Source organism: Paenibacillus residui, from assembly GCF_042677205.1.
In the GTDB taxonomy this organism is placed as follows: domain Bacteria; phylum Bacillota; class Bacilli; order Paenibacillales; family NBRC-103111; genus Paenibacillus_L; species Paenibacillus_L residui.
Genome location: NZ_JBHTIU010000051.1, coordinates 17,002 through 38,033, shown reverse-complemented (window position 1 = coordinate 38,033; position 21,032 = coordinate 17,002). Strand labels below are relative to the sequence as shown.

The window sequence follows — 21,032 nt, the reverse complement described above, 5'->3', positions numbered from 1 at the left end:
TCCGTAACTACTTTCGACTCTATTCGCCTTACTATAAAACTATTGAACTTGCAATTAGCCGGATGGAGAGAACTGAAATTATGAAAGCTTATTTGAAGTATACCAGCGCTGCGCTCATAGGCGGAGTAGTTGCGGCTGGAATGATGATGTTCTGGCATCCCGGGGATGTCTCACCGGATCCTGTTCATCCTGTCGAAATCGCTCGAGCTTTGCCGGAGGAGGAGAAGGATCAGGAGCAGCGGGTCCTGTTGGCCTTCATGGAGAAGGATGTGACAGGAGACGGGCTTGCCGATCTAATCTCTTTGATAGGAGCTAAGAGGGACCCGGAAGATTCATCTGTATACGATGTACAGGTCGTGGTTCAGGACTTGCAGGAGAACCGTTATGTCCAGGTACCGATAGAAGCAGATTATCCGGCCTACAATCCACGAATGGATCTTATTGATTTGGACAGGGATGGAATTCCGGATTTATTCGTGACGATAGACGGTAATCCTCAAGGGGAAATCCAATCCTATAGTTTGCTCACATTCAAGGAAGGCCAGGCAGCCAAGCTGGTGCAATCGGATCAGTTAAATGCGGGTGTCGATTACCGCGTTCTCTTCCAGAATGGATTTAAGGCGGAGCTGACGAGACTTCCTGCCGGAGAGACGGTCGTTATCGATATCGAGTCCCGCAAAGACGAGCACATTAAACGGGAAATCTACGATGAGAACGGTAAATTGCTCCAACCGTTAGAAGGCAAGGTTCAGCGCTACTCCTCGTTGATTCCAGTTCAGAAGGCGGATGGGACCTATTATTTGGAAGGCCGTCAATATGTGTACGGCTTTGCAGCGAGCGACCGGTTGGCGGCCATTACGTCCCGTTGGGCGGTTCAGAACGGGCTGTTTCGGCTGACAGAGCTGGACGTGAAGCCGTATGACTGGGATAATGAGCCGTCGCCCCTATACGCGGTAAACGATAAATTCGAGGAACCGATTCTCGAGCAGGCCGATAGCGGGCCATATTTCATTCTGGATTCCAAGTATGCGGATGTTAACGGGGACGGCAGCCGGGATCACATTGTTCTTCTGGGCAACAAGATCGATGCCGCACAAGAGCTCTATTCATCAATTAAGGTAGCGATAAAATCAAGTTCCACCGGGGAATGGAGCACCAGCTCCGTGGGAGAGATCGATAGCGCCTATAACCCAAAGATATGGATAGGGAGATTTACTGAAGAGAGCATTAAAGATATTTTCGTCACCCTTCCCCATTCCCGGTATCCGGGCAAGCTGGGTGGGGGCGCTTATAGCTTGCTAACATTCACTGGCGGCGAGCTTCACCCTATTGTGGATCAGAAGCAGTTAAATGAAGGATTGCAGTTAGATGTTATATTCAAGAACGGTTATAAAGCCGAAATAACGAGCAGGGAAACCTCCAGGAAGGAGACAGTGGATGTATATCCTTCCAAAGAACGATACGTCCGTGCGCTTGTCTATGATCCGCAAGGAAAGCTGATGCAGCCTGCGGAAGGGACAGTCGGAGGATTTGTCTCCCTGGTGCCTGTCGATACAAACGGCGACGGAATCTATGATTTGAAAGGGACACAGATCGTCTCGGGTGCCATTCATACCGAGGATCTGGCGGCTGTTGAGTCCGTATGGTCCGTGCGCAAGGGCCGATTGGAGCTTGTGGAGGAGGCATTTACGGAGCGGAAATAATTGGAGGAACTCTAGAATACCCTTGGAAGTTACATAAAATATGAATGGATATTGGGAGTAGGGGAAACATGAAAAGAAGAAAAAGAAGAATTAATTGGCGGCGGTTTAGTTTAGTATTGTTGTTTATTCTCGTTATTTCTATAGGGTATAATAGAGTGGAAGCATTGATTGCCGGCGGGGGAAGCAAGGCGGTGACCGGAAGCCCGGCTGTGAATGGGAAAGAGCTTGACGGGAGTGGTTTGACAGGCGAGACACCTTCTCCGGCACCGGAGGCGGCAACGTCCTCCCCACCGAAGGCTACCCCGACTCCGACAACGGATACCGGGAAGGCGGTACCCCCCTCACCTTCCATTTCACCATCGCAGACGCCGAATGCGGATCCTTCGCCTTCAGCCCAGCCTGACCGGCAGGAAGAACAGACGTCTCCGCCGCCTCAGGGAACGGGTGCTGACGAAGCCGGGGAAGAGAAGAGAATTGCCCTCACCTTCGATGACGGTCCGGATTTGAAATGGACTCCCCAAATATTGGAGATATTAAAGGAACGCAACATCAAGGCAACCTTCTTTCTCGTAGGGAAGCAAGCGGAAGCTTATCCCGAAATGGTCCAGCAAATCATCGATGAAGGTCATCTTGTAGGGAACCATACATGGGGGCACGAGAAGCTCACGGAATTGAACACTAAGGAAGTCGGTCATGCCATCGACCGGTTGAGTGATTTGCTATTTCAGATCACCGGACAGAAGATCAGTCTGTTCAGGGCGCCTTATGGTGCCATGTCCGATAAGGTTCAATCCGTCCTGGACGATAAGGGATACCAATTGGTAGGATGGACCGTTGATCCTCGGGATTGGGCAGGCACCTCACCGGACGAAATGATGAACATCGTCAAGAAGCAGGCGAAGCCCGGCGGCATTGTGTTGATGCACAGCTTTGGAGGAAAGAACAGCGATTTAAGCAATACGGTGGAATTTCTTCCTCAATTGATAGATTATCTGCAGGAGGAAGGTTACACAATCGTAACCGTTCCTGAATTGTCTCCATGAGAGATTGTTATCGGACCTGGCCGCTTTTCCAATGGGAGGCGGCCGGGTGTTTTGATTTACCGGACCTGGTTTGGTGCTGCAGACTTAGGATAGATAGACATCCATGCTCTTCATGTCCGGATAAATCGTAAGGAGGTTGATTATGTCCAACAAATGGATAACCGGTGCCGCCATTCTCTGCTGTTTGGGGTTGGTCTCCGGATGCAGCTTTGCTGTACCGCCGGTTGACTTATTGAAAGCCCCGTCGGTCACGGCTGATTTGCAGGAGATGAGGCTGGCTGTGATCGAGCACCTCCCTTCAGGGGCGAAGCTTACTCTGCCGGCCCACTCGCCGGCAGGCACGGCGGCAATCAATGAAATAGATCTGAATGGGGACGGACAGAATGAAGCGGTCGCATTTTATAAAAAGGAAATGAACCAATTCGAGCTCGGGGCTATTATCCTGAGCAGAAAGAATGGCAAATGGGAGAAGATGGCGGAAATTCAGGAGCTGGGAAGCACCGTTCATTATCTTGATTTTCAGGACGTAACAGGTAACGGGGTCAAAGATATGCTTGTCGGCTGGAGCGGCGGGGAGGAAGTCAAGAAGGAATTAACGGCCTACTCCTTCGAAGGAACGTCAGCCAGAGAAATCGGCCGGCATTCCTACACCGAGCTGGCTGTTGGCGATTTGGATAACGATGGTGTATCGGAAATTGTGCTGTTCCAGTTTGACCGTACAGAGCATGTATCCAAAGCAGAGTTATATCGATTTATTGAAGGAAAGCTCAGGCCGTCGGATAGGCTGGCATTGGACGGAACCATCAACGGGTACTCGCAGATTCTGCTGGGGAATGCTACGGAATCGCGTAAAGGAATATTTATTGATGCAGGAGTGGGCGCACACTCCTCCCAGACAACGCTGTTGGTGGTCGAGGACGGCCGTCTTCGCAACGTCTTTGCCGGGAGGGGCAGAGCCCCTGAAGCGATTTTCAACCCTTACACCGTCACAAGCGAAGATATTAACAATGACGGGATCATCGAAATCGACTTAATGAAGCAGCCCGTGGGAACGGAAGAAATGCCGCTGGTCTCCATCCCCTGGATTCATTCCTGGCATCAATGGGATGGGCAGGAAAGCCTTAAATGGGTACGAGACAGCTATTTTGATTTCTCTGCGGGATTTCGCCTCGATTTTCCAGAAAGTTGGCATGATCTGGTGACGATTAGAAAAGCCGAGGAAGCCTCTCCGGGCTCGATTGTTATTGAATATATCGGAGCGGGAGAACATCGTAAGCAAGAGCTGCTGACCCTCACTTACTTCCCGCGCAATCAGAAGCAGGAGAAGGAGAAGGAATGGAAGGAGAAGCAGGCGATTATTGTTCCGTTGGGAGAAAGGAATGATAAATCCTTCATTGCCGTTCTGCCCGAAGGCAATCCCAACCTTCCGGATAAATATGCCCGAGAGTACGAAAGATTGCGAATTGATGCACAGCAGGCACGGGAACTGTTTCACTTCGTTCACTTATAACGGCAAGGTGCCTTTATAGACGCGATTTCACAATGATTGAAATAATTGTTAGATACGGAATGTGAACGGCCCAATATTCGTTATACGAAAGGGAGCGGTCAAGCTGCGATTTTGACAAAAGGGTCTAATAGACAGAAAGGATGATGGAGATGAAGGTGCTCATTCTGGAAGACGAAGAGGCTATCCGCGGATTTGTACGGATTAATTTAGGCCGAAACGGCATTGAAGTGATTGAGGCGGAAACCGGCGAGGAAGCCCTCGAAAAATTGGAGCAGGAAGCAGTGGACATTGCCATTCTCGACGTCATGCTGCCGACCATTAGTGGATTTGAGGTATGCGAGCGAATCCGAAAGCTCTACCCGGACATGGGAATTATTATGTTAACGGCTAAAACTCAAGATACGGATAAGGTGACCGGGCTGCAGCTCGGGGCGGATGATTATGTCGTCAAACCGTTCAGTCCAACCGAGCTGGTGGCTAGGGTCCAGGCTCTGCAGCGCAGGCTGAACTCTTCCCATCCTGCGAAGAATGAACTGGAATCCGGTCCTTTCTCTATTTCCCTAGACGAACGCAAGCTATACAAGAATAGAGAGGAAATTGATGTAACGCCTACGGAATTTGCCATCATGAAGCTTTTTATGGAAAATGCCAATAAAAGTGTCAGCCGGGACGAGATTCTGGACACCGTCTGGGGCAAGCACTATATAGGCGATTTAAAGATTGTGGATGTTAATATCCGCAGAATCCGGCAAAAAATCGAAGCTGATCCGTCCCGTCCCAAATATATTGAAACGGTCTGGGGATACGGATATTTATGGAAGGGACATCCGAATTGAAAACGATCAGAGGCAGAATGATGTTAGGTTACGGCATAGTCATCCTCGGAGTGGTTCTTATTCTGGGAGTGCTGTTTGTCGGAACCGTCAGACAATATTACTACGGAAGCGCGACCCAGGCGCTCAGTGAAAGAGCGGCTGTATCCGCCAGATTTTACGGTCAATATTTGGATGAATATTCCCTGGGGGACCAATCCAGATACATCTTCGAGAATGAAATTACCGAAGATTTCACCCGAGTGGAAGTGATCGATTTATACGGAAATCTGGTCATCGATTCCTATGGCCTACCGCCTGGGAAAAAAACGCCCACCCCCGATATTCAAGCCGCTCTGAAAGGTTCTGCGGAAACCTGGATGGGCATCGATCCCGATACGAAGGAACGAATCCTGGCCTTATCCCAGCCGTTGATGCAGGATTCCCGCATGATCGGCATTCTTCGCTATACGACATCCATCAAGAGAGTCGATGAGGTGCTGAACAAGATAACGGGCGCGGCAATCGGGGTCGGTCTGGCGGTTGTCTGCTTGTCTCTTCTCGTCAGTTGGTTAATGGCCCGGCGAATCGTCAGCCCGATAGGAGAACTGACGACGGTAGCCAAATATATGGCCGGAGGGGATTTCTCCCGCAAGGCGGAGAAGCGGTATGATGACGAAGTCGGCCATCTGGCCGATACCCTGAACTATATGGCGGAAGAGATCGTTCGCAACGAGAAGCTGAAGAACGAATTTATATCCTCGGTATCTCATGAGCTGCGCACGCCGCTGACATCCATCAAAGGATGGAGCGAGACGCTGCTATCCGGCGGCCTGGAGGAGAAAGAGGAGACGAAATTGGGGCTGGGAGTCATTACGAAAGAAACGGATCGGCTCATCGGACTGGTTGAGGATCTGCTGGATTTCTCCAAGCTTCAGTCGGGAGGCATGGGTATCCGTTGTGAGCTTGTCGATATCAACCGGCTGGTGGAGGAAATCGGGGAGCAGTTCATCGCAAGCGGTAACCGCCACAAGCTGAATATTGAGGTGGAGCTGGGGGAAGGGCCGCTTGAACTGACAGCGGATCGCAATCGGCTCAAACAGGTCATGGTTAATTTGTTGGATAATGCCATCAAATTCACTCCGGAAGGCGGGACCATCCGGCTGACGACGGCCCGGGAGGAAGAGGAGGTTCGAATCCAGGTAGAGGATACCGGGGAAGGTATTCAGGCGGAAAATATTAAGCGGGTTACGGAAAAGTTTTTTAAAGGCACGACCCGCTATCCGGGAAGCGGCCTCGGACTGTCCATCTGTAAGGAGATCGTGCAGCTTCATAAGGGGAGAATGGGGATCAGCAGCGTATTCGGCCAAGGGACGATCGTTACGATCTGGCTGCCCCTCCATTAATTCAATCGGCCGGAACAGGCGCGAAGCATGGAAATCGCCGCGCCCTGTTCCGGCCTTGTTGTCATACGGAGCCAGCCTTGCCAACGGGTGGACCCGTCAATTACTTCGTCGGGGGATGGTCTTCCAACAGCTCCGCCACCACTTCGCGAATAAAAGGGTTTAATCCGTCGGCCATCAGGAGAAAGCCAAGGTCGGTAGGATGAATCCCGTCTACCGTGCATTCGTGATAACGGTCACCTAACAGGGAGGACCCGTCATAGAAATGAATGCGGCGATCCCCATTTTCTCTAAGCTGCTCGACGGTTTGCCTCTGGAATTCAAGGTTGGCGAGACGATTGGCGTTAAGCCTGGAGTCGAAGCGATCCATCGAATATTGGATTCTCGACACAACGATAATAGGCACCTCCGGATGCTTTTCGCGTAAAATACGGATAAACTCGGGCAATGTCTCACGAAGCTTCTCCGGACTGACTGAATTGGCCTCGTAATCGAGGATATAGCACCCCGGATTCTCTATTTCGCCAATAATGCGAGCCAATTCCGGTTCGCCGCGTCCGTTCCCGGAGAAACCGAGGTTGACGAATTCCAAAGGGATGGAACGGCTTAATATATTGGGATAGGCCATGCCGGGACGAGAGGCACACCCGCCTTGGGTAATCGATGTCCCGTACAGGATGACTTTCTTGCTGCTTGCATAAGGCGAAGGGGCCTGGACAAGGGCATCCGCCTCCAGGCCGAGCTCCACTTCCTCGACTCCCTGGTATAGCGGGAAATACAGGGTGACTGCGCGCATTTGCTTGCTTTCCAAAGCAAACAGATCCACCTCGTACTCGGTTCGGGTATGATCGTACTTGGATGTGCTATAGAAGGTGAACTCACCGTTCATCCCCAAATAACAATCGAATCCGCATTGGCCGGTAGAGGGCATATGGGGCATATTGGCCGGACCCGACAGACGGACTCTGATCGAAAGCTTGCGTGAGTCGGTCATGAAGGCGATTTGTCCCCCGGCAGTGCAGTTGGCGAGAGAATCCACCGCAGGTGGAATCGGCCATGGAGAAGCTACGGGCAGTCTCCGGTATTTGCCGTCCTGCCGGAGCCAGGGGAAGCCGGAAATGCGGAAGGGCGAATGAAGCGGGGACAGCCATACCAGTCCGGATTGTGCTTCGGTATGAGGCTTCATCAAACGATCCAGTTGCGAAACTTCCATGGGCTTGGATTGGGTCACTTTATAGGTTCCTCCTTTTAAAGCAGGGATAATTTGTATCCGTCGAAGGGGGGGCAGAGTCCTTCGCTGCTATGTATTAGAAATTTTATCCTTATACCTCAGTTTGTCGGGTAGTGCTATTGGTTGTCAATCCCGATTATTTCGTTTCCCGCAAATATTGTAATGAAAACGAAATATTATGAAGGGGATCATAATCGTTAACCATACCCCGGTAAACCGGATCATAAGCTGTAGTAGGAGCGTATATAGGGCAGCAAGAGTAATGGTCACTTGCACCCATAGTTACCGTATCGCCGGAGATAAAGAGCTGGAATGAATAAGAACGGGGGAAGACGAAGATGAAAGGGTTCTTGAACAAATTCAAGGAAGGCGCTGCAGAAGCGGCGAAGATGGCGCAGCAAACGCTCGAAATCACTCGGATGAAGGCGCAAATTTCCACAAAGGAACGGGAAGTGGAGAAATATTTTGAAGCGATTGGAGAGGAAGTCTTCAACGCCTATACCGTCAAGGATTTATCCCAGGCGGAGCCTTTCATTGAGGAGGCGGGCAAACAAATCATCCGGATTCGCCAGGAAATCCGGGAGCTGGAGCTGAAAATCAAGGAGGTCAAGCAGATCAAAGAGTGCGCATGCGGGCGCAACGTTCCGTTAGAGGCCAATTACTGTCCCTCCTGCGGATACCGATTTGAGGAGCGGGAGCCGCCCAAGCTTATCTGTTCTTCCTGCGGCACGAGGAATGAAGCGGTTTCGAAGTATTGCTACCATTGCGGTCAAAGTATGGAGCTCAGGCAGCTTCCGGAAAAGGACGATTGGGAAGAGAGAGACACGGAAGGCCCGCTGTAATCAACGCGGACAGAAAAGCATCCCCCGATGCAGGATCGCCCGGGGGATGAGGGGAACAAGATTAATAGTATTGGATCGGGGTGTCTCGTAGAGTCGCCCTTTTCTCCAGATAGCGGTAGAAGCTGGTCGCCGCCTGCGCGCGGCTTACCTTCTGTTCGGGTTGGAATCGGCCGTCCTCCGATGTCGTAAGGATGCCCAGACCGAGCACAAGCGCGACCTGCCCCTTAAGCTGGATCTGGTCGGCATCTGCTGCGGATAACCGGAACATATCCGGATGCTCCGCCAGCTTGCTGTACCCAAGGGCCCGGACCAGAAGAGCCGCCAATTCTTCCCGGTTCATATGGCTATCGGGCTGGAACGAGGACTGGCTCCGGTCGATCAGGTTCGCGTCAACTGCCGCTTCGACATAGGAGAAGTATGGGGAAGAGCTGCCGACATCGGCAAACGTCGCTTTGCGGCTCTGGTCGAAATAAGGGACGAAGCCGCCGCCATTGCGGGCGATGACGAGCATCTTGATCATCTCTCCGCGTGTAATCTCCTTGTCGGGATAAACCTTGCCGTCCACGACATCGATGGCGTTGTAGTCCATCATCAACTGCAATTCCTTGCGTGCCCAATGATTTTCCAGATCCGACGCCTGCTGCTTCTCCGGATTGGCCGGCGATCCGTCCTCCCGGCTGCGCCATTGCCCGGTGGAAGCGTCCAGGAACAAGCCGTCCAACGGATGCTTGGGCACCAGACGGTAAACCGGCTTGGCGGATTTCGCTTCCTCCTCAGACGTAGAGGACTTAGTCCATATGATGGGAACCGGGTAGCCCGGGTTCATCGGAATGACGTATTGCAGCTGCAGGTCATAATGGGACAGCAGTAGGGACAGGGCTTCTTTGTCATCCATCAGCTCAGGCACGTTCTCCGGATGCGGAGAAGTATACAGGTTGGTCCAAACGCCGCTTACTTCTCCCGTTGCGCTGTCAATTTGTACGCTAATTCCTTCCGATTCGGTTGGTATGCCGTTAATGAGCTGCTTGAAAGGGACAATGACCGATTCGGCCATTCTTATTTTTTCCGCCGGGAAGTCGTTAAACGCCTGCTCGTCGACCGCCAACTGATTGCTGTAGTGAGGATACAGGCTTTGAACGAATTCGATGGCGGTTTTCTTGGCGGTTTCCGCATTTAACTGGCTCTCCTGCTGTTCAGACTCTTTGTCCAGCACAATCGGCCGCCCTTTGTTGAAGGAGAGGATCTCCCCCGTCGAGCTGTTGACCGAGGCGTAAATCCAATATTCGTCCTTGCCGCCTTCTTGAGGGGCCTTCCAGTTCAAGTTCCAGGTGGCCACTCCTGAATCCACATTTTCGTTATAGTATGCATCCGTCAGTTCGGCATTCTCCGGCAGCGAGAGCAGCTTCCTCACCTGTTCCTCGGCCTGCTTTTCCGTTAACTGCAGATTGGAAGGCGGCATCGGAGCGAGCGGTTTATCGGTTAGCGGAGAGTAGCTGACCGAAGCGGAAGCCGGTTTGCCCGCTTCATTGATGAATTTTCCGGAATTGGCGTCCAGCAGCACATTTCTTAACGAATAGGTTAGCGCGGGCTCCCACTTTTTCCCCCTGCTATTTCCGTTCATAAGATAGTTCAAATGGGGCTTGGCTTGTTCTTTAATGATTTGCAGAGCCTGCTCCTGGCTAAGGGCGGAAGCGGCCTCCTCGAATGATAGCTGCTCCTCCCAGTAATACTCGTATTGAGTCATATTCCCGTTCGAATCGATAGTAAACTGGATGTAGTTCCCGGGGAAGGGAATCCCGTTCACCAGCCGGTCATATTTGATCGAATAAGATACATTGCCGTCCAGCGGCGGCTTCGCCCATTTTTCCATATCTTCGTTGTAGCGAACGGCGTCTTTCAGCTCCGGATTATACCGTTCCAGCAATTGTCCGGCAATGGTCTTGGCCTCCTGCAGTTCTACCTTGGGAGGGAAGGAAGGGCGGTTTTCCGGATCATTGACATATTTGCTTATGTGGCTGATCTTTCCGGTTTCCGCGTTGACGGTCACTTGAATATTTCCGTAGTAGCGATCCTGCTCCTCTTTGACAAAGCTCAGGCTCCAGGCGCCGGTTTTGCCGGTCGCTCCCCAGGTATTGAAGCTGATGTTCTGAAGGGAATAATCTGCCGGCACATCCGCAGAGGCTTTGGCCAGCTCGATGGCCCGTTCCTTACTGATCTTGGCCCGTGCGGCCGCTTCCTCATTGGCTTTATCCGATGCTACGTTATCTGCAGGCAATGCAGGGGACGGAAGAACCGTTACGGCTTTAGATGAGGTGTGAGAAGCAGAGACCGGCTGATCCGCATAAGCCGAAGGAAGTAATGAAAACATCATGGCTGTTGTCATACCAAATGCAAGCAGAGTTTTCGGTGCTTTCATGAAGCAAGCCTCCTCGTATTTGTACTAATCTTTACCAATATTACGGACGCAATAGATTATAAAAAGGTTGCACGCGTTCTTGAAATAACGGACAGCTATCCATTGGCGACAGCTAGGGCATGAAGGGCTTGTTTCAGTGAAGCTTCCTTAACCCGGCAAGCGATCCCGGGGCCTTATGGCATCGGTTAAGTAAAGGAAAGAACGGTTATAACTATTCTTTCGCTTGTACCTGAACCGAGGAAATAGTAAATTAATGGTGCCGGCAAATTCCGAGGAAAGGAGTGTGATCGGATTGATTACAATAGCTGAGGTGGTCTCCGTTTAATACGGAGATTCGATCGGCGGGGGTCCTCGCGGGCCCCCACCCTTTAGATCCCCACAAGTCGGAGTCAGCGTCTAAACCTTCCTTAACGCGGTCGATCTTCGTGACTTTGCTTCGGTTAAGGTTTATACAGTACATTGCGGGGAACCCAGAACTTATAATTTCTATATTATGAGAAAAACTCCTATCGGAGTATTTCATAGATGAACGACCGCGTTTAGAGGTTGTTTTTATCGCCAAATAGAATTTGAAGTTATTCAGGACGCAATAACTTATAAATTCTATTGTGGTAAAAAAAGAAATTAAGCTCTTGATCGGCTTCCAAATACAATTTATAATGGAAATATGTAGTTTAAATTCTGGTGAAAGGAGAAGATAGCAATGATTCAAAAAATTCGTTTTATCCAAGGGGTTCTAACTGAATAGCTTTGCATTATCTGTAACCGTCACCTGAATGATATAGGCATCACCGACAGGCACGATTGGGTTATCGTGTTTTTTTTGTTCTTTTTTTTCCTTATCGAACGCTGGGCATATACATAATATAGAAAAGGAGGTGTCAAGATGAAAGCAGCTAACCTTATTTTTAATAACCGTTGCAACGGCAGGACAATAAATGAGGAGGTTTTCATCTGTGAGCTACAAAAATGGAAAGGATGTTCTTCCCCCTAGCCTTTTGAAGCAGCTGCAGGAGTATATTCAAGGAGAAATCATTTACATCCCCAAGAGAGAGAAGAAACGTGCGGGCTGGGGTGAAAATAACGGGGCTCGATTGCTTCTGGAACGGAGAAATAAAGAAATTTACCGTCAATATAAGAACGGGTCCAAGATGGTGGAATTGATACAGACCTTTCATCTGTCGGAAGACAGCATCCGTAAAATAATCGGCAAGAACAAGGAGCGCGCTTCGAACGCGACGAGATAGATCAGGCGGCCAAGTGTCCGATGGACATTTGGCCGCCTTTTTGGCGATAAGATGGATGTTCACAGATAATTATTTCGCCGTTTTCCACCGGGTGAACCACTTTTCCAGGAGGACGATGCAGCCGAACAAAATCATGCTGAACGCCACGATGACGATGATGCCGATAAATACCCGATCCGCGCGGAAAGCGGAGTTCGCGGTCCTCATATAGGTTCCGATGCCCTCGCTGGCGCTCAGCCATTCGGCGATGAAGGCGGCCATCACACTGTAAGTGGCCGATATTTTCAAGCCGGAGAACAGGCTGGGAATTGCATGAGGAAGCTCCAGCTTCCAGAAGGTCTGTCTCTTGGAGGCGCCGGACATTGCCATAAATTTAAGCATGTTGGCGTCGGTCAGTCTCAGTCCGTTCAAGGTCGAGATAGTGACCGGAAAGAAGCAGACGATAATAATAATGATTATTCTCGGGAAGAGGCCGAGGCCGAACCAGATAAGCAGTAAAGGAGCCAGGGCAATAATGGGAATATTCTGGGTCAGGATCAGAAACGGATACAGTGCTCTTTTGATCCATGGAAACTGATGCAGGAAGATAGCCGTGATCAAGCCGATTCCGATCCCGGAGGCGAAGCCGATCAGGGTGAGCTGAATGGTGGTGGTGGTATGCATCCACACCCTTGGCCATTGGGTAATTCCTTCCTGAACGATTTGAATCGGACCGGGCAGAATCCATTTCTGGACATCGAACCACATAGTGGATAACTGCCAGACGATTAGAAAGAGGAGGGCTGCCCCAACAGGAGGCAGCCAGGTTTTCCATCGGGAGCCGCCGCTCATTATTCGTACCTCTCCGTCATCTGTGCCATTGAAATTCCCTTGGGATCATAATGGATTTTGATAACGGAGGAGATTCCGCCTCCGCCCAATTTCGCAAGCTCCACGTTCACTTGCTTGACAATTTCGAGCAGCTGCTCCAATTCTCCTTCCATCATCGTATCCATCGGCCCGACCACATATTTGACGCCAGACTTCCGTATAATGTCTACCGCCAAGTCAATATATGGAACAGCGTCCTCCGTTCTCGGGATCGTTTCAAAGCTAACGAGCGCATTCGCCATCATTCGGCTCTCCCTTCTTGCAGTTATTGTGCGGGCTCAGGCAGAAAATCGTTCGTAAAGGCAGCATCGGCATCGAATTCCTGCTCGATTAATCCGTGTTCTCTCATCCAATCCGCATAGTTGACCCATACCGATTTTTTCTGAATGCCCCATTGCGGTGCATCATCCTGATAACGCGGGCTGATCCATTTCTGACTGGCCATGACCAGCTCTTCATCCAGCTCCGGCGCTGCTTTCAGCAGTATTTTCGCAGCTTCCTCCGGCTTGTCCATTGCATATTGGAAGCCTTTGGCCGTTGCGGCGAGGAAAGCCTTGACCAGCTCCGGCTGTTCCTTAATGGTCTCCTCGTTAGTGATTAACAGCGGAGTATAGTAGTCCAATTTCTCGGAGTAATCCGTAAGAGGGATGAGATTGAGCGGAACCCCGCGCAGCTCGGCCTCGATTCCGGTCCAGCCGTAGAAGATCCAGGAGAAGTCGACATCCCGCTGAACAGCGGTGAAGAAATCGGCTTCGCCCAGGTTGACAATTTTCACCGTGTTGACATCGGCACCCCCATCGGCCTGCATCAAGGACTGCAGCACTCCCTCCTCCGCCGGAGAGCCGAAGCCGCCATATACTTTGCCTTCGAAATCTTTCGGGCTCTTAATATTTTTGTCCACGGGCGATGCGAAGACGGAGGTATTATGCTGCATCAATGTGGCGATGGAGACCACCGGAACTCCCTGAATGCGGGCTTCCGTTACGTTCTCCTGGATGCTTACACCGAAGGCGGCTTCGCCGGAGCCGACAATAGCCGTCGATCCGTTGACCCCCGGGGGAACGATATTGACGCGCAGACCGGCCTCTTCGTAGTATCCTAAGTCTTGCGCCACATATAAGCCGGTATGATTGGTATTCGGAAACCAGTTGAGAACAAGAGTGACATCCGTCAGTTTATCGCTTGGAGCACTGTCCGGCGCCGGCTCGGTTTTATTGCCACAGGCGGTTAGCATTAGAAGAGCGGTCAAGGCGACGAACATTAGTTTTTTCCAGGTTAATGATTTCATAGTTAACGTTAAGGGGACTCGTGTACTCCATCATGAGAAGATATGGATGAATCCGATAATCCTTTGCCGGGATAGTCCTACAGCATAGGCGGAAATCCGGACCAGTAGAGCATATTCGTCTCCGGATAAAAAATTGCCGCCGGATCACGAACCGGCTTTCGCACGGTGATCGGTTTCGTTCCGAGCGTCTGACCAGCCGATATTCAGCATGGCTTAAGCGAGTTCATTCTTCCCTTGAATGGCGATGATTCCCTTACTTCCTCCCTTGTTATGTTCATGTTGGAAAAATGCATAAAAAAACGCCCCTGATCTAAGGGCGCAAAATAGCATATAGGCGGCACATGGATGGACCATATGCAGTATTCCCTACGCTGGCATTACCCAGATCAGGTTAAAGGGTCAGTATCTTGCGGGATACAATCTCAGCCGGCCTAGTCCAGCTCCCCGGTTATGAAGTTGTAAAACAACAGGATGCAACGGCCATTGCGACTATATTATAGCGTGAATAGGGAAATGTGTCCACTGAGCGGATCATCCGGAGTTGGGACCGTTACCGAAATCGGACAAGGGCCCTGCACAATTGAGGTTGAATAAGGCAAGTGGAAAAACGGATCGGCAGGCTGCGGCGGAACTTGCTATTTGCTGGCCTCGGAGAAATTTAAATGCGTGTTCATTACAAATGGGTGCTTCATGGTAGTTAGGCAAATCGTGAAGAACATAAAAAGACTCCGTCTATTTTCTCATTAAAATAAACGGAGCCTTATCTTTGAATTTCCATATTCACTTTACTTCCATTAACCTCCTGCGATTCACATGCCCAGCATGTCCAATCCTTTCTTATTAGTTAACCCTTTCATTTACATGCTATGCATGCTTGGCAGAAAGAGCTGATATGAGTTCCCACATGCCCACAGATTACGGAAAAAGCTGTCACGGGACTTCTTCCTTCATGCAACCTGATTACAGCATGCTTCGCTAACGCTGCTCCATTGGACTATCCCCTTTCCCGCTAAGAGTATATATCTATTTAACGGAGTGGGCTCTTTAATATGGATGGCGGTTCGAATCGGAATTCCAATTCACTGTCGCCCTTAGGGTCCCATTCCGGTAAACAGCTGTGTCGAGGAGATGAGATAAGGATACTGGGTATCTTGTGTTTGTTTGGTGTTTAGCTTACTGCAATCCTATCAGAGTTTTAATATTATGTAAATATTCTAAAAATTCTATTAATTTTAATCTATTAAAAAAATAGCCCCTTATTCATCCATATTCTCCCTTTCTCTTATTATTTCTAGTAATTTCGCCTACTTAATTATTATCCAAAGCTTTGCTGCGAAGCAGCCGGGGTCCACACTTTATGGAAGCAAGAGTTCCTCCTATATTATCGTCGGCCGCCATCCCGATCGCTTAAGAGAATGGCAAAATCAAAGCTTAACAGGTATACTGGGCGAAGAGAAAGGCTTATAGGAACTATACGGTGATGCGGTTGTATTATCTTAGAGACACAGCCGGATGCAGGAATATAAGGGGGAAGAAAATTGAGAACGGAACAGCCGACGGACAGACGGATTCTTATCGCCGGGACGGGCAGCGGGAGCGGCAAAACGACGGCCGCTCTCGGAATCATGGCCGCATTGAGAAGACGGGGCAAGGCGGTGCAGGGGTTCAAATGCGGACCGGATTATATCGATCCCGGCTATCATACCGCCATTACGGACAGGATCTCCCGCAACCTGGACAGCTGGATGATGTCCCCGATGGGAGTAAGGGAAATCTATGTCCGCGGATCACAGGGGGCGGATATTTCCGTCATCGAGGGGGTCATGGGCTTCTATGACGGCAAAGACCCGACGAGCCATGCGGGCAGTACGGCAGAGATCAGCCAACTGCTGGAATGCCCGGTCGTGCTCGTCGTCGACTGCAGCGGCATGGGCCGCTCGGCGGCGGCGATCGTGCAGGGCTTCCAGCGGTTCGCCGATGACATCCGGATAGCCGGAGTCATCGCGAACCGCGTCGGAAGCGAGGGGCACTACGGCATCGTCCGGGCAGCCATCGAGCAGGAGTGCGGAATTCCCGCACTCGGCTGGCTGCGCAGGGACGATGCCGTCGCCTTGCCAGAGCGCCATCTCGGGCTGATCCCGGCGTTAGCGCGAGGCGAGCTGCAGCCGCTGTTCGAGCGGCTGGCCGACCTCGCGGAATCCGGGATCGACCTCGATGGCTTGCTGGCCCTCGCGGAGTCGCCGCCGGTCCTTGCGGAGCGGACCATCTTTCCGCAGCAGGTCCCCGCTTCGCCGCCATCGCCGCAGCCCGGGGCGCTCCGCCGGCCCGAGCCGGGCGCCTCGCAGACGGAGCAGTCGGCCGCCCCGGTGCTATCGCTGCGGCCCCCGGGGGCCGAGCCGTCCCATGCTCCGCGATTCGAGCCTGCGGACCGGGCCTCCGCGCAGCGGAATCCGCTGCGTATCGCCATAGCGAAGGATGCCGCCTTCCACTTCTACTATCCGGAAAATTTGGAGCTGCTGGAAGCGTACGGCGCAGAATGCGTCTATTTCTCTCCGCTTGCCGGAGAGGAGGTTCCGCAGGATGCAAGCGGTCTGTACATCGGCGGAGGCTTTCCGGAGGAATATGCCCCGATTCTCTCGCGGCAGGAGCTGCCCAAACGGTCCATTCGCGACGCTGTCCTCAGCGGCATGCCGACATTGGCCGAGTGCGGCGGGTACATGTATTTGACGAACGAAATTCGTACCCGGGACGGCGGGAAGTATCCGATGATCGGCCTGATCCCGGGATCGACCGTGATGAAGGATCGGCTGCAGTCCTTCGGTTACCGGGAAATTCACGGAATGGAGCGGAATTTCCTGTTCGGGCAGGGAGAAACCGCCCGCGGCCATGAATTCCATTATTCCGTTGTGGAGCCTGACGAGGAATGGCCGCCGGCTTATTGGGTGAAGGGACGTAAAGGGGAGCACGCCGAGGGCTATATGTCCGGCAGCCTGGTGGCCGGATTTTCGCACATCCATTTTGCCTCCAACCCGCGCTTGGCGGCCCGCTGGCTGGAATGCTGCAGGGAATATGCACAGCGGAAATCCGTTTTCTATTAATCTATTAATCTATAAATCTATAAATCTATAAATCTAGCAGTTCCGGGACAGAAGTGATTTTTTTCATAGAATTAGACCGGCCCCCACTCCGTTTTCTTTCAGCGCTCATATATTAGAGAAGCCTGAGAGAAAAGGAGGGAATTGGATTGAAAGATTTGGATTGGACGTTGAAAATGTTAATTCTGCTGTACTGGTCCAGCCTTAACCAATTCAAATAGCCGACGTCCATCACTGCTTATAATTGGACTTGCCCGCCGCGCGGCTGCCGGATGGCCGGACAAGTCCCGTTTTTCCGACTATTAGATTGGCCGATTGGGCACTATACATCAAGTGTCCTCTTAATAGATCGAATGACAGTATAGGCAGTTTGGACCGCTATTGAGTATTTCCAAATCGGTCAAGCCCTCTAAGAAAACTATAGGCGCCTTCGTTTTCCGGGCGAATCGGAATCGGGCGGGGAGAAATCCCCGTCTGATTTTTTGCATGAAAATAAGGGCTTTTACTGTCCACCGCGACGGAAGAGGTGCGCGTTGTGAAAGAGGGATGGAAACCGGTGGAAAGATAGAGTATGCTTGAAGAACAAGATGGAGGGGATCTAAAAAGCAATAAGAAGGGGGAATACCGATTGTCACATCTTCTGCCGATCCGTGGACTAATGTTTGATATGGATAATACGGTGCTCCGTTCCTCGATTGATTTTCCCGCAATGAAGGAAGGAGTCTACTCCTATTTATCCGGCCATCGGCTGCTGCCGGACCTTCCCGCATGGCAACAATATACCAGTGCCCAATTAATCGAGATGGCGAGGGAGCGGGCGGGTGACGGTGGGCAGTGGCTTGACGGGGTATGGGACGTTATTGGCCGTTTTGAAAGGGAGGGCATGGCCGGGGCCGGCTTGGAGCCGGAGGTTCATGAGGTGCTGGACCGGCTTTACGGACGTTACCCTATGGTCATTCTGACCAATAACACCTATCCTGCAGCACTTGCGGCATTGACGGAAACCGGGGTCAAGTCTTACTTCGACCATATCGTCGGCCGGGAGCAGATGGGCCGCTTGAAGCCTTCTCCCGACGGAGTTTTGTATGTGCATAAGCTGTATCCGGATATTGCAGCGGAAGAGTGGGTAGTCGTAGGCGATTCCTGGATGGACGGGAAAGCTGCTAGCGATGGCGGATCCAGATTTATTTTATATGGCTGCGACACAGCGGGGCTTGAAACGAACGAAGTTCCTTTCATCGCCCAAATTAGCAAAATGAGCGAGCTGCTGGAGCATCTGTAATTGGCTTTGTCAGCAGCCAGAGAGTATTGGGAGTCTGTCGGATCATGAGATCATCCATGAAGCGAAGGAAAAACGGCCGAGGGCGAAGGGCCTTCTGCCGATTATTGGGACGGAGGCTTAGTGCCGATAATCGTTTCATTCGTTGGACAGGCTTCTCAAGAGAAGGAGGGAGCAGCCAGTGAAAAAATGGTTTACACCGGAGGAAGCCAATGGCTTGCTGCCGATCATCCGGCAGGAAGTGGAAAGTCTGCAGGAGATTAAAAATCGTTTTGAGCGTATGTACGCGGATTTGTGCCATATGAAGCAGACGGCTCCCGTATCGGATTCAAGCGGAGAGGACCGTTATTTCTTACTCGAGTCCGAATTGGAGTTTCTTCAGATGGAGGCTCAATTGATCGCCAACAGCATTGCTCATAAGGGGGCGGAGCTCAAAGATATAGAGCTTGGACTGGTAGACTTTCCAGCCGTGATCAATGGTGAAGAGGTACTCTTATGCTGGAAGCTCGGGGAAGATAAAATCAATCATTATCATGGGCTGGATGACGGTTATTTCGGAAGAAAACGACTGGACCATAACTGAATCACAACATATAAAGAGGCTTCCCCCGTTCGTAAAGGAACGGGAGAGGCCTCTCAGTTCAAGGGACGGCGATAGCCGTTTATCCTTGTTACATTGCGTATAATGACGAGCCGATATATAACGCTTGACGCTTATTGGGAGCCATGCCTCGCGCCAATCAGAGGAGAGGTTTATTCCTCTTCCTTCCAGGCCTGAGGGTGATTATCGCTCACCCATTGGGCGGCGCTTGCGTTAGCCTCCGCCTGCTCCACGCTCTTGCAGCCCGGAATTACGCTTGTAACGGCATCGTGCTTGAGACACCAGGCCAAGGCCCATTGCGCCATATCCATTCCTTCGGGAACTTCCTTGGCACGAATTTCTTCCACTTTGGCAAGCCTCTGCCTGATCTGCTCCGGATCATGACGATGCCTTACGTCATTGCTCCCGAAGACGGTACCGGGCTTGTATTTGCCGCTTAAATATCCGCTGGCCAACGGCACCCTCGCCAATACTCCAAGATCTTGCTCTATGCAGGAAGGGAATACCCGCTCCTCGGGCTGGCGATCCAGCCGGTTGTAGATGACCTGTATCACTTTGGATTGAACACGTGTCGATTGCTCTGTCTGATGCAGATTATCGTTCTTGGCGATGGAGGTGCCCAGATGGCGGATTTTTCCCGCTTGCACCTGCTTGTCCAAGGTGGTCCACAGCTTATCGTTGTCGAAGGCTTCATTCGGGCCGGAATGGAATTGGTACAGATCGATGTAATCGGTTCTTAACGCTTGAAGAGAAGCGTCCAGCTGCCGAATGACATCCTCCGGCGAATAGCGGTCGGTCCGATGAAGATGGCCGTGAAATTCATGCCCGAATTTGGTGGCGACCACCCAGTCCTCCCGCCGGTCCTTGTGGAGAAATTCTCCTATAAACCGCTCCGATAAATGGTCGCCGTAGCATTCTGCCGTATCGATGAAGTTGATGCCAAGCTCCTTGGCCCGTCCCAGGATCCGGTCTACTTCGTCCTGGGAGAAATCCTTGCCCCATTCTCCGCCGAACTGCCAAGTTCCGATTCCTATAACGGAAACCTTGAGACCTGTTTTGCCGAGTCTGCGATATTTCATCGTTCATCCCTCCTGACTACCATGTTACCTCTCTTGCCAGCAACTCTCAAGTTATGGCTGTAAAGCAAGACCCCGGTCCGTATTAGCGGGCGAATGACCGGGGTGGGGCAGCAGGACTGATCAGCCTGATCACCTGTTTCAAGCCATATAAGCTCTACCGAATCGCTTGTTAAGCGGACGGCGGCTGTTTATTTAACTTCCAATTCTCTGGGGACGGTTTGATGGACGTCCGGAGCATAGATATGAATGATAACCTCATATCGGCCTGCTTCTTCAAATGTGTACTCAGTGGAAAACATTTCTCCGCTCTTATCCGGTTTGGTTTTGCTAAACTTCCCCCGAACCGATCCCGCTTTGCGAATTTCCAGATCGACTGTGGTGTCATCCGGCTCGGGCAGATTCTTCAATTCAATGCTTAAGGTCGTTTCCTGGCCGGCGGCCGCAGGCTCGGGGTCGCTCGTCAGGGCAATTTGCTCCTCGGGGACTGCAATCCCGTCCGGAAGGCCGGTTTGAACGGTGCCGCAAGCGGTCAGAAACACCAGCAGCAAGCATGCGAGAACGAAGGAGCGGGTACGCTGTGCCATACTTTTCCCTCCTATTTCATAGTTGATGG

Annotated in this window: 17 protein-coding genes and 1 riboswitch; of the genes, 10 read left to right on the top strand and 7 right to left on the bottom strand. The window is 51.4% G+C overall.

Annotated elements, in window-relative coordinates; all coding sequences use genetic code 11:
- Positions 1 to 80: 80 nt before the first annotated feature.
- The 5 genes from ACFQ03_RS15890 to ACFQ03_RS15870 all read left to right on the top strand — a co-directional run bounded on the left by ACFQ03_RS15890 (position 81) and on the right by ACFQ03_RS15870 (position 6,474).
- Positions 81 to 1,703 (top strand): hypothetical protein, encoded by a 1,623-nt coding sequence (locus ACFQ03_RS15890; RefSeq protein WP_379289341.1) that lies wholly within the window; start codon positions 81 to 83, stop codon positions 1,701 to 1,703.
- 68 nt (positions 1,704 to 1,771) lie between these two features.
- The gene (locus ACFQ03_RS15885) at positions 1,772 to 2,746 is read left to right on the top strand and encodes a polysaccharide deacetylase family protein (RefSeq protein WP_144933675.1); all 975 of its coding nucleotides are present in this window, start codon (positions 1,772 to 1,774) and stop codon (positions 2,744 to 2,746) included.
- A gap of 142 nt (positions 2,747 to 2,888) precedes the next feature.
- Entirely contained in the window at positions 2,889 to 4,256 is a 1,368-nt protein-coding gene (locus ACFQ03_RS15880) for an FG-GAP repeat domain-containing protein (protein ID WP_144933676.1), read from the top strand.
- A gap of 149 nt (positions 4,257 to 4,405) precedes the next feature.
- Complete coding sequence (locus tag ACFQ03_RS15875; protein ID WP_144933677.1) at positions 4,406 to 5,092, top strand: response regulator transcription factor; 687 nt, start codon at positions 4,406 to 4,408, stop codon at positions 5,090 to 5,092.
- A complete protein-coding gene (locus ACFQ03_RS15870; RefSeq protein WP_260981995.1) occupies positions 5,071 to 6,474 on the top strand; it encodes a sensor histidine kinase in 1,404 nt (467 codons plus the stop codon). Before ACFQ03_RS15875 ends, ACFQ03_RS15870 begins: the two co-directional genes overlap by 22 nt.
- A gap of 100 nt (positions 6,475 to 6,574) precedes the next feature.
- Here the strand turns inward: ACFQ03_RS15870 and ACFQ03_RS15865 are convergent, their stop codons facing one another.
- Positions 6,575 to 7,702 (bottom strand): SGNH/GDSL hydrolase family protein, encoded by a 1,128-nt coding sequence (locus tag ACFQ03_RS15865; protein WP_260981996.1) that lies wholly within the window; start codon positions 7,700 to 7,702, stop codon positions 6,575 to 6,577.
- A 338-nt stretch (positions 7,703 to 8,040) separates the two neighbouring features.
- Between ACFQ03_RS15865 and ACFQ03_RS15860 the strand changes: the two genes are divergently transcribed.
- Positions 8,041 to 8,544: a zinc ribbon domain-containing protein gene (locus ACFQ03_RS15860; RefSeq protein ID WP_144933679.1), complete on the top strand. Its 504-nt coding sequence runs from the start codon at positions 8,041 to 8,043 to the stop codon at positions 8,542 to 8,544.
- 61 nt (positions 8,545 to 8,605) lie between these two features.
- Here the strand turns inward: ACFQ03_RS15860 and ACFQ03_RS15855 are convergent, their stop codons facing one another.
- On the bottom strand, positions 8,606 to 10,960 hold the full coding sequence (locus tag ACFQ03_RS15855; RefSeq protein ID WP_379289337.1) for a YcdB/YcdC domain-containing protein: 2,355 nt from the start codon (positions 10,958 to 10,960) through the stop codon (positions 8,606 to 8,608).
- A gap of 956 nt (positions 10,961 to 11,916) precedes the next feature.
- On the opposite strand from ACFQ03_RS15855, the gene ACFQ03_RS15850 reads away from it, so the two are divergent.
- Entirely contained in the window at positions 11,917 to 12,207 is a 291-nt protein-coding gene (locus ACFQ03_RS15850) for a CD3324 family protein (RefSeq protein WP_144941445.1), read from the top strand.
- A gap of 69 nt (positions 12,208 to 12,276) precedes the next feature.
- Here the strand turns inward: ACFQ03_RS15850 and ACFQ03_RS15845 are convergent, their stop codons facing one another.
- From ACFQ03_RS15845 to ACFQ03_RS15835, 3 genes are read right to left on the bottom strand one after another with little or no spacing between them, the layout of a single operon-like run.
- The gene (locus ACFQ03_RS15845; RefSeq protein ID WP_379289335.1) at positions 12,277 to 13,038 is read right to left on the bottom strand and encodes an ABC transporter permease; all 762 of its coding nucleotides are present in this window, start codon (positions 13,036 to 13,038) and stop codon (positions 12,277 to 12,279) included.
- Entirely contained in the window at positions 13,038 to 13,322 is a 285-nt protein-coding gene (locus ACFQ03_RS15840; protein ID WP_260982232.1) for a thiamine-binding protein, read from the bottom strand. The genes ACFQ03_RS15845 and ACFQ03_RS15840 overlap by 1 nt, the downstream gene beginning before the upstream one ends.
- A gap of 20 nt (positions 13,323 to 13,342) precedes the next feature.
- A complete protein-coding gene (locus ACFQ03_RS15835) occupies positions 13,343 to 14,338 on the bottom strand; it encodes an ABC transporter substrate-binding protein (RefSeq protein ID WP_379289332.1) in 996 nt (331 codons plus the stop codon).
- Positions 14,339 to 14,711: 373 nt separating this feature from the next.
- Positions 14,712 to 14,822: riboswitch (TPP riboswitch) on the bottom strand.
- 1,081 nt (positions 14,823 to 15,903) lie between these two features.
- Between ACFQ03_RS15835 and ACFQ03_RS15830 the strand changes: the two genes are divergently transcribed.
- The 3 genes from ACFQ03_RS15830 (at position 15,904) to ACFQ03_RS15820 (ending at position 19,322) form a co-directional block, all read left to right on the top strand.
- Positions 15,904 to 17,463 carry a cobyrinate a,c-diamide synthase gene (locus ACFQ03_RS15830; protein ID WP_379289330.1) on the top strand — a complete coding sequence of 520 codons (1,560 nt, stop codon included), beginning with the start codon at positions 15,904 to 15,906 and terminating at the stop codon, positions 17,461 to 17,463.
- Positions 17,464 to 18,088: 625 nt separating this feature from the next.
- Positions 18,089 to 18,742 (top strand): HAD family hydrolase, encoded by a 654-nt coding sequence (locus tag ACFQ03_RS15825; RefSeq protein ID WP_186328511.1) that lies wholly within the window; start codon positions 18,089 to 18,091, stop codon positions 18,740 to 18,742.
- Between the two features lie 178 nt (positions 18,743 to 18,920).
- Positions 18,921 to 19,322 carry a DUF2203 domain-containing protein gene (locus ACFQ03_RS15820; RefSeq protein ID WP_144941455.1) on the top strand — a complete coding sequence of 134 codons (402 nt, stop codon included), beginning with the start codon at positions 18,921 to 18,923 and terminating at the stop codon, positions 19,320 to 19,322.
- A gap of 170 nt (positions 19,323 to 19,492) precedes the next feature.
- Here ACFQ03_RS15820 and ACFQ03_RS15815 read toward each other — a convergent pair whose 3' ends face one another.
- Both ACFQ03_RS15815 and ACFQ03_RS15810 read right to left on the bottom strand, forming a co-directional pair.
- Entirely contained in the window at positions 19,493 to 20,419 is a 927-nt protein-coding gene (locus ACFQ03_RS15815) for an aldo/keto reductase (RefSeq protein ID WP_144941457.1), read from the bottom strand.
- Positions 20,420 to 20,607: 188 nt separating this feature from the next.
- Positions 20,608 to 21,003 (bottom strand): hypothetical protein, encoded by a 396-nt coding sequence (locus ACFQ03_RS15810; protein WP_379289327.1) that lies wholly within the window; start codon positions 21,001 to 21,003, stop codon positions 20,608 to 20,610.
- Positions 21,004 to 21,032 lie beyond the last annotated feature (29 nt).

What these genes read in the sequence shown, in the direction of transcription:
- ACFQ03_RS15810 (WP_379289327.1), bottom strand. Translation starts at nt 21,003, where the DNA reads ATGGCACAGCGTACCCGCTCCTTCGTTCTCGCATGCTTGCTGCTGGTG.
- ACFQ03_RS15860 (WP_144933679.1), top strand. Translation starts at nt 8,041, where the DNA reads ATGAAAGGGTTCTTGAACAAATTCAAGGAAGGCGCTGCAGAAGCGGCG.
- ACFQ03_RS15845 (WP_379289335.1), bottom strand. Translation starts at nt 13,038, where the DNA reads ATGAGCGGCGGCTCCCGATGGAAAACCTGGCTGCCTCCTGTTGGGGCA.
- ACFQ03_RS15880 (WP_144933676.1), top strand. Translation starts at nt 2,889, where the DNA reads ATGTCCAACAAATGGATAACCGGTGCCGCCATTCTCTGCTGTTTGGGG.
- ACFQ03_RS15875 (WP_144933677.1), top strand. Translation starts at nt 4,406, where the DNA reads ATGAAGGTGCTCATTCTGGAAGACGAAGAGGCTATCCGCGGATTTGTA.
- ACFQ03_RS15815 (WP_144941457.1), bottom strand. Translation starts at nt 20,419, where the DNA reads ATGAAATATCGCAGACTCGGCAAAACAGGTCTCAAGGTTTCCGTTATA.
- ACFQ03_RS15890 (WP_379289341.1), top strand. Translation starts at nt 81, where the DNA reads ATGAAAGCTTATTTGAAGTATACCAGCGCTGCGCTCATAGGCGGAGTA.
- ACFQ03_RS15885 (WP_144933675.1), top strand. Translation starts at nt 1,772, where the DNA reads ATGAAAAGAAGAAAAAGAAGAATTAATTGGCGGCGGTTTAGTTTAGTA.
- ACFQ03_RS15870 (WP_260981995.1), top strand. Translation starts at nt 5,071, where the DNA reads ATGGAAGGGACATCCGAATTGAAAACGATCAGAGGCAGAATGATGTTA.
- ACFQ03_RS15835 (WP_379289332.1), bottom strand. Translation starts at nt 14,338, where the DNA reads ATGTTCGTCGCCTTGACCGCTCTTCTAATGCTAACCGCCTGTGGCAAT.
- ACFQ03_RS15840 (WP_260982232.1), bottom strand. Translation starts at nt 13,322, where the DNA reads ATGATGGCGAATGCGCTCGTTAGCTTTGAAACGATCCCGAGAACGGAG.
- ACFQ03_RS15855 (WP_379289337.1), bottom strand. Translation starts at nt 10,960, where the DNA reads ATGAAAGCACCGAAAACTCTGCTTGCATTTGGTATGACAACAGCCATG.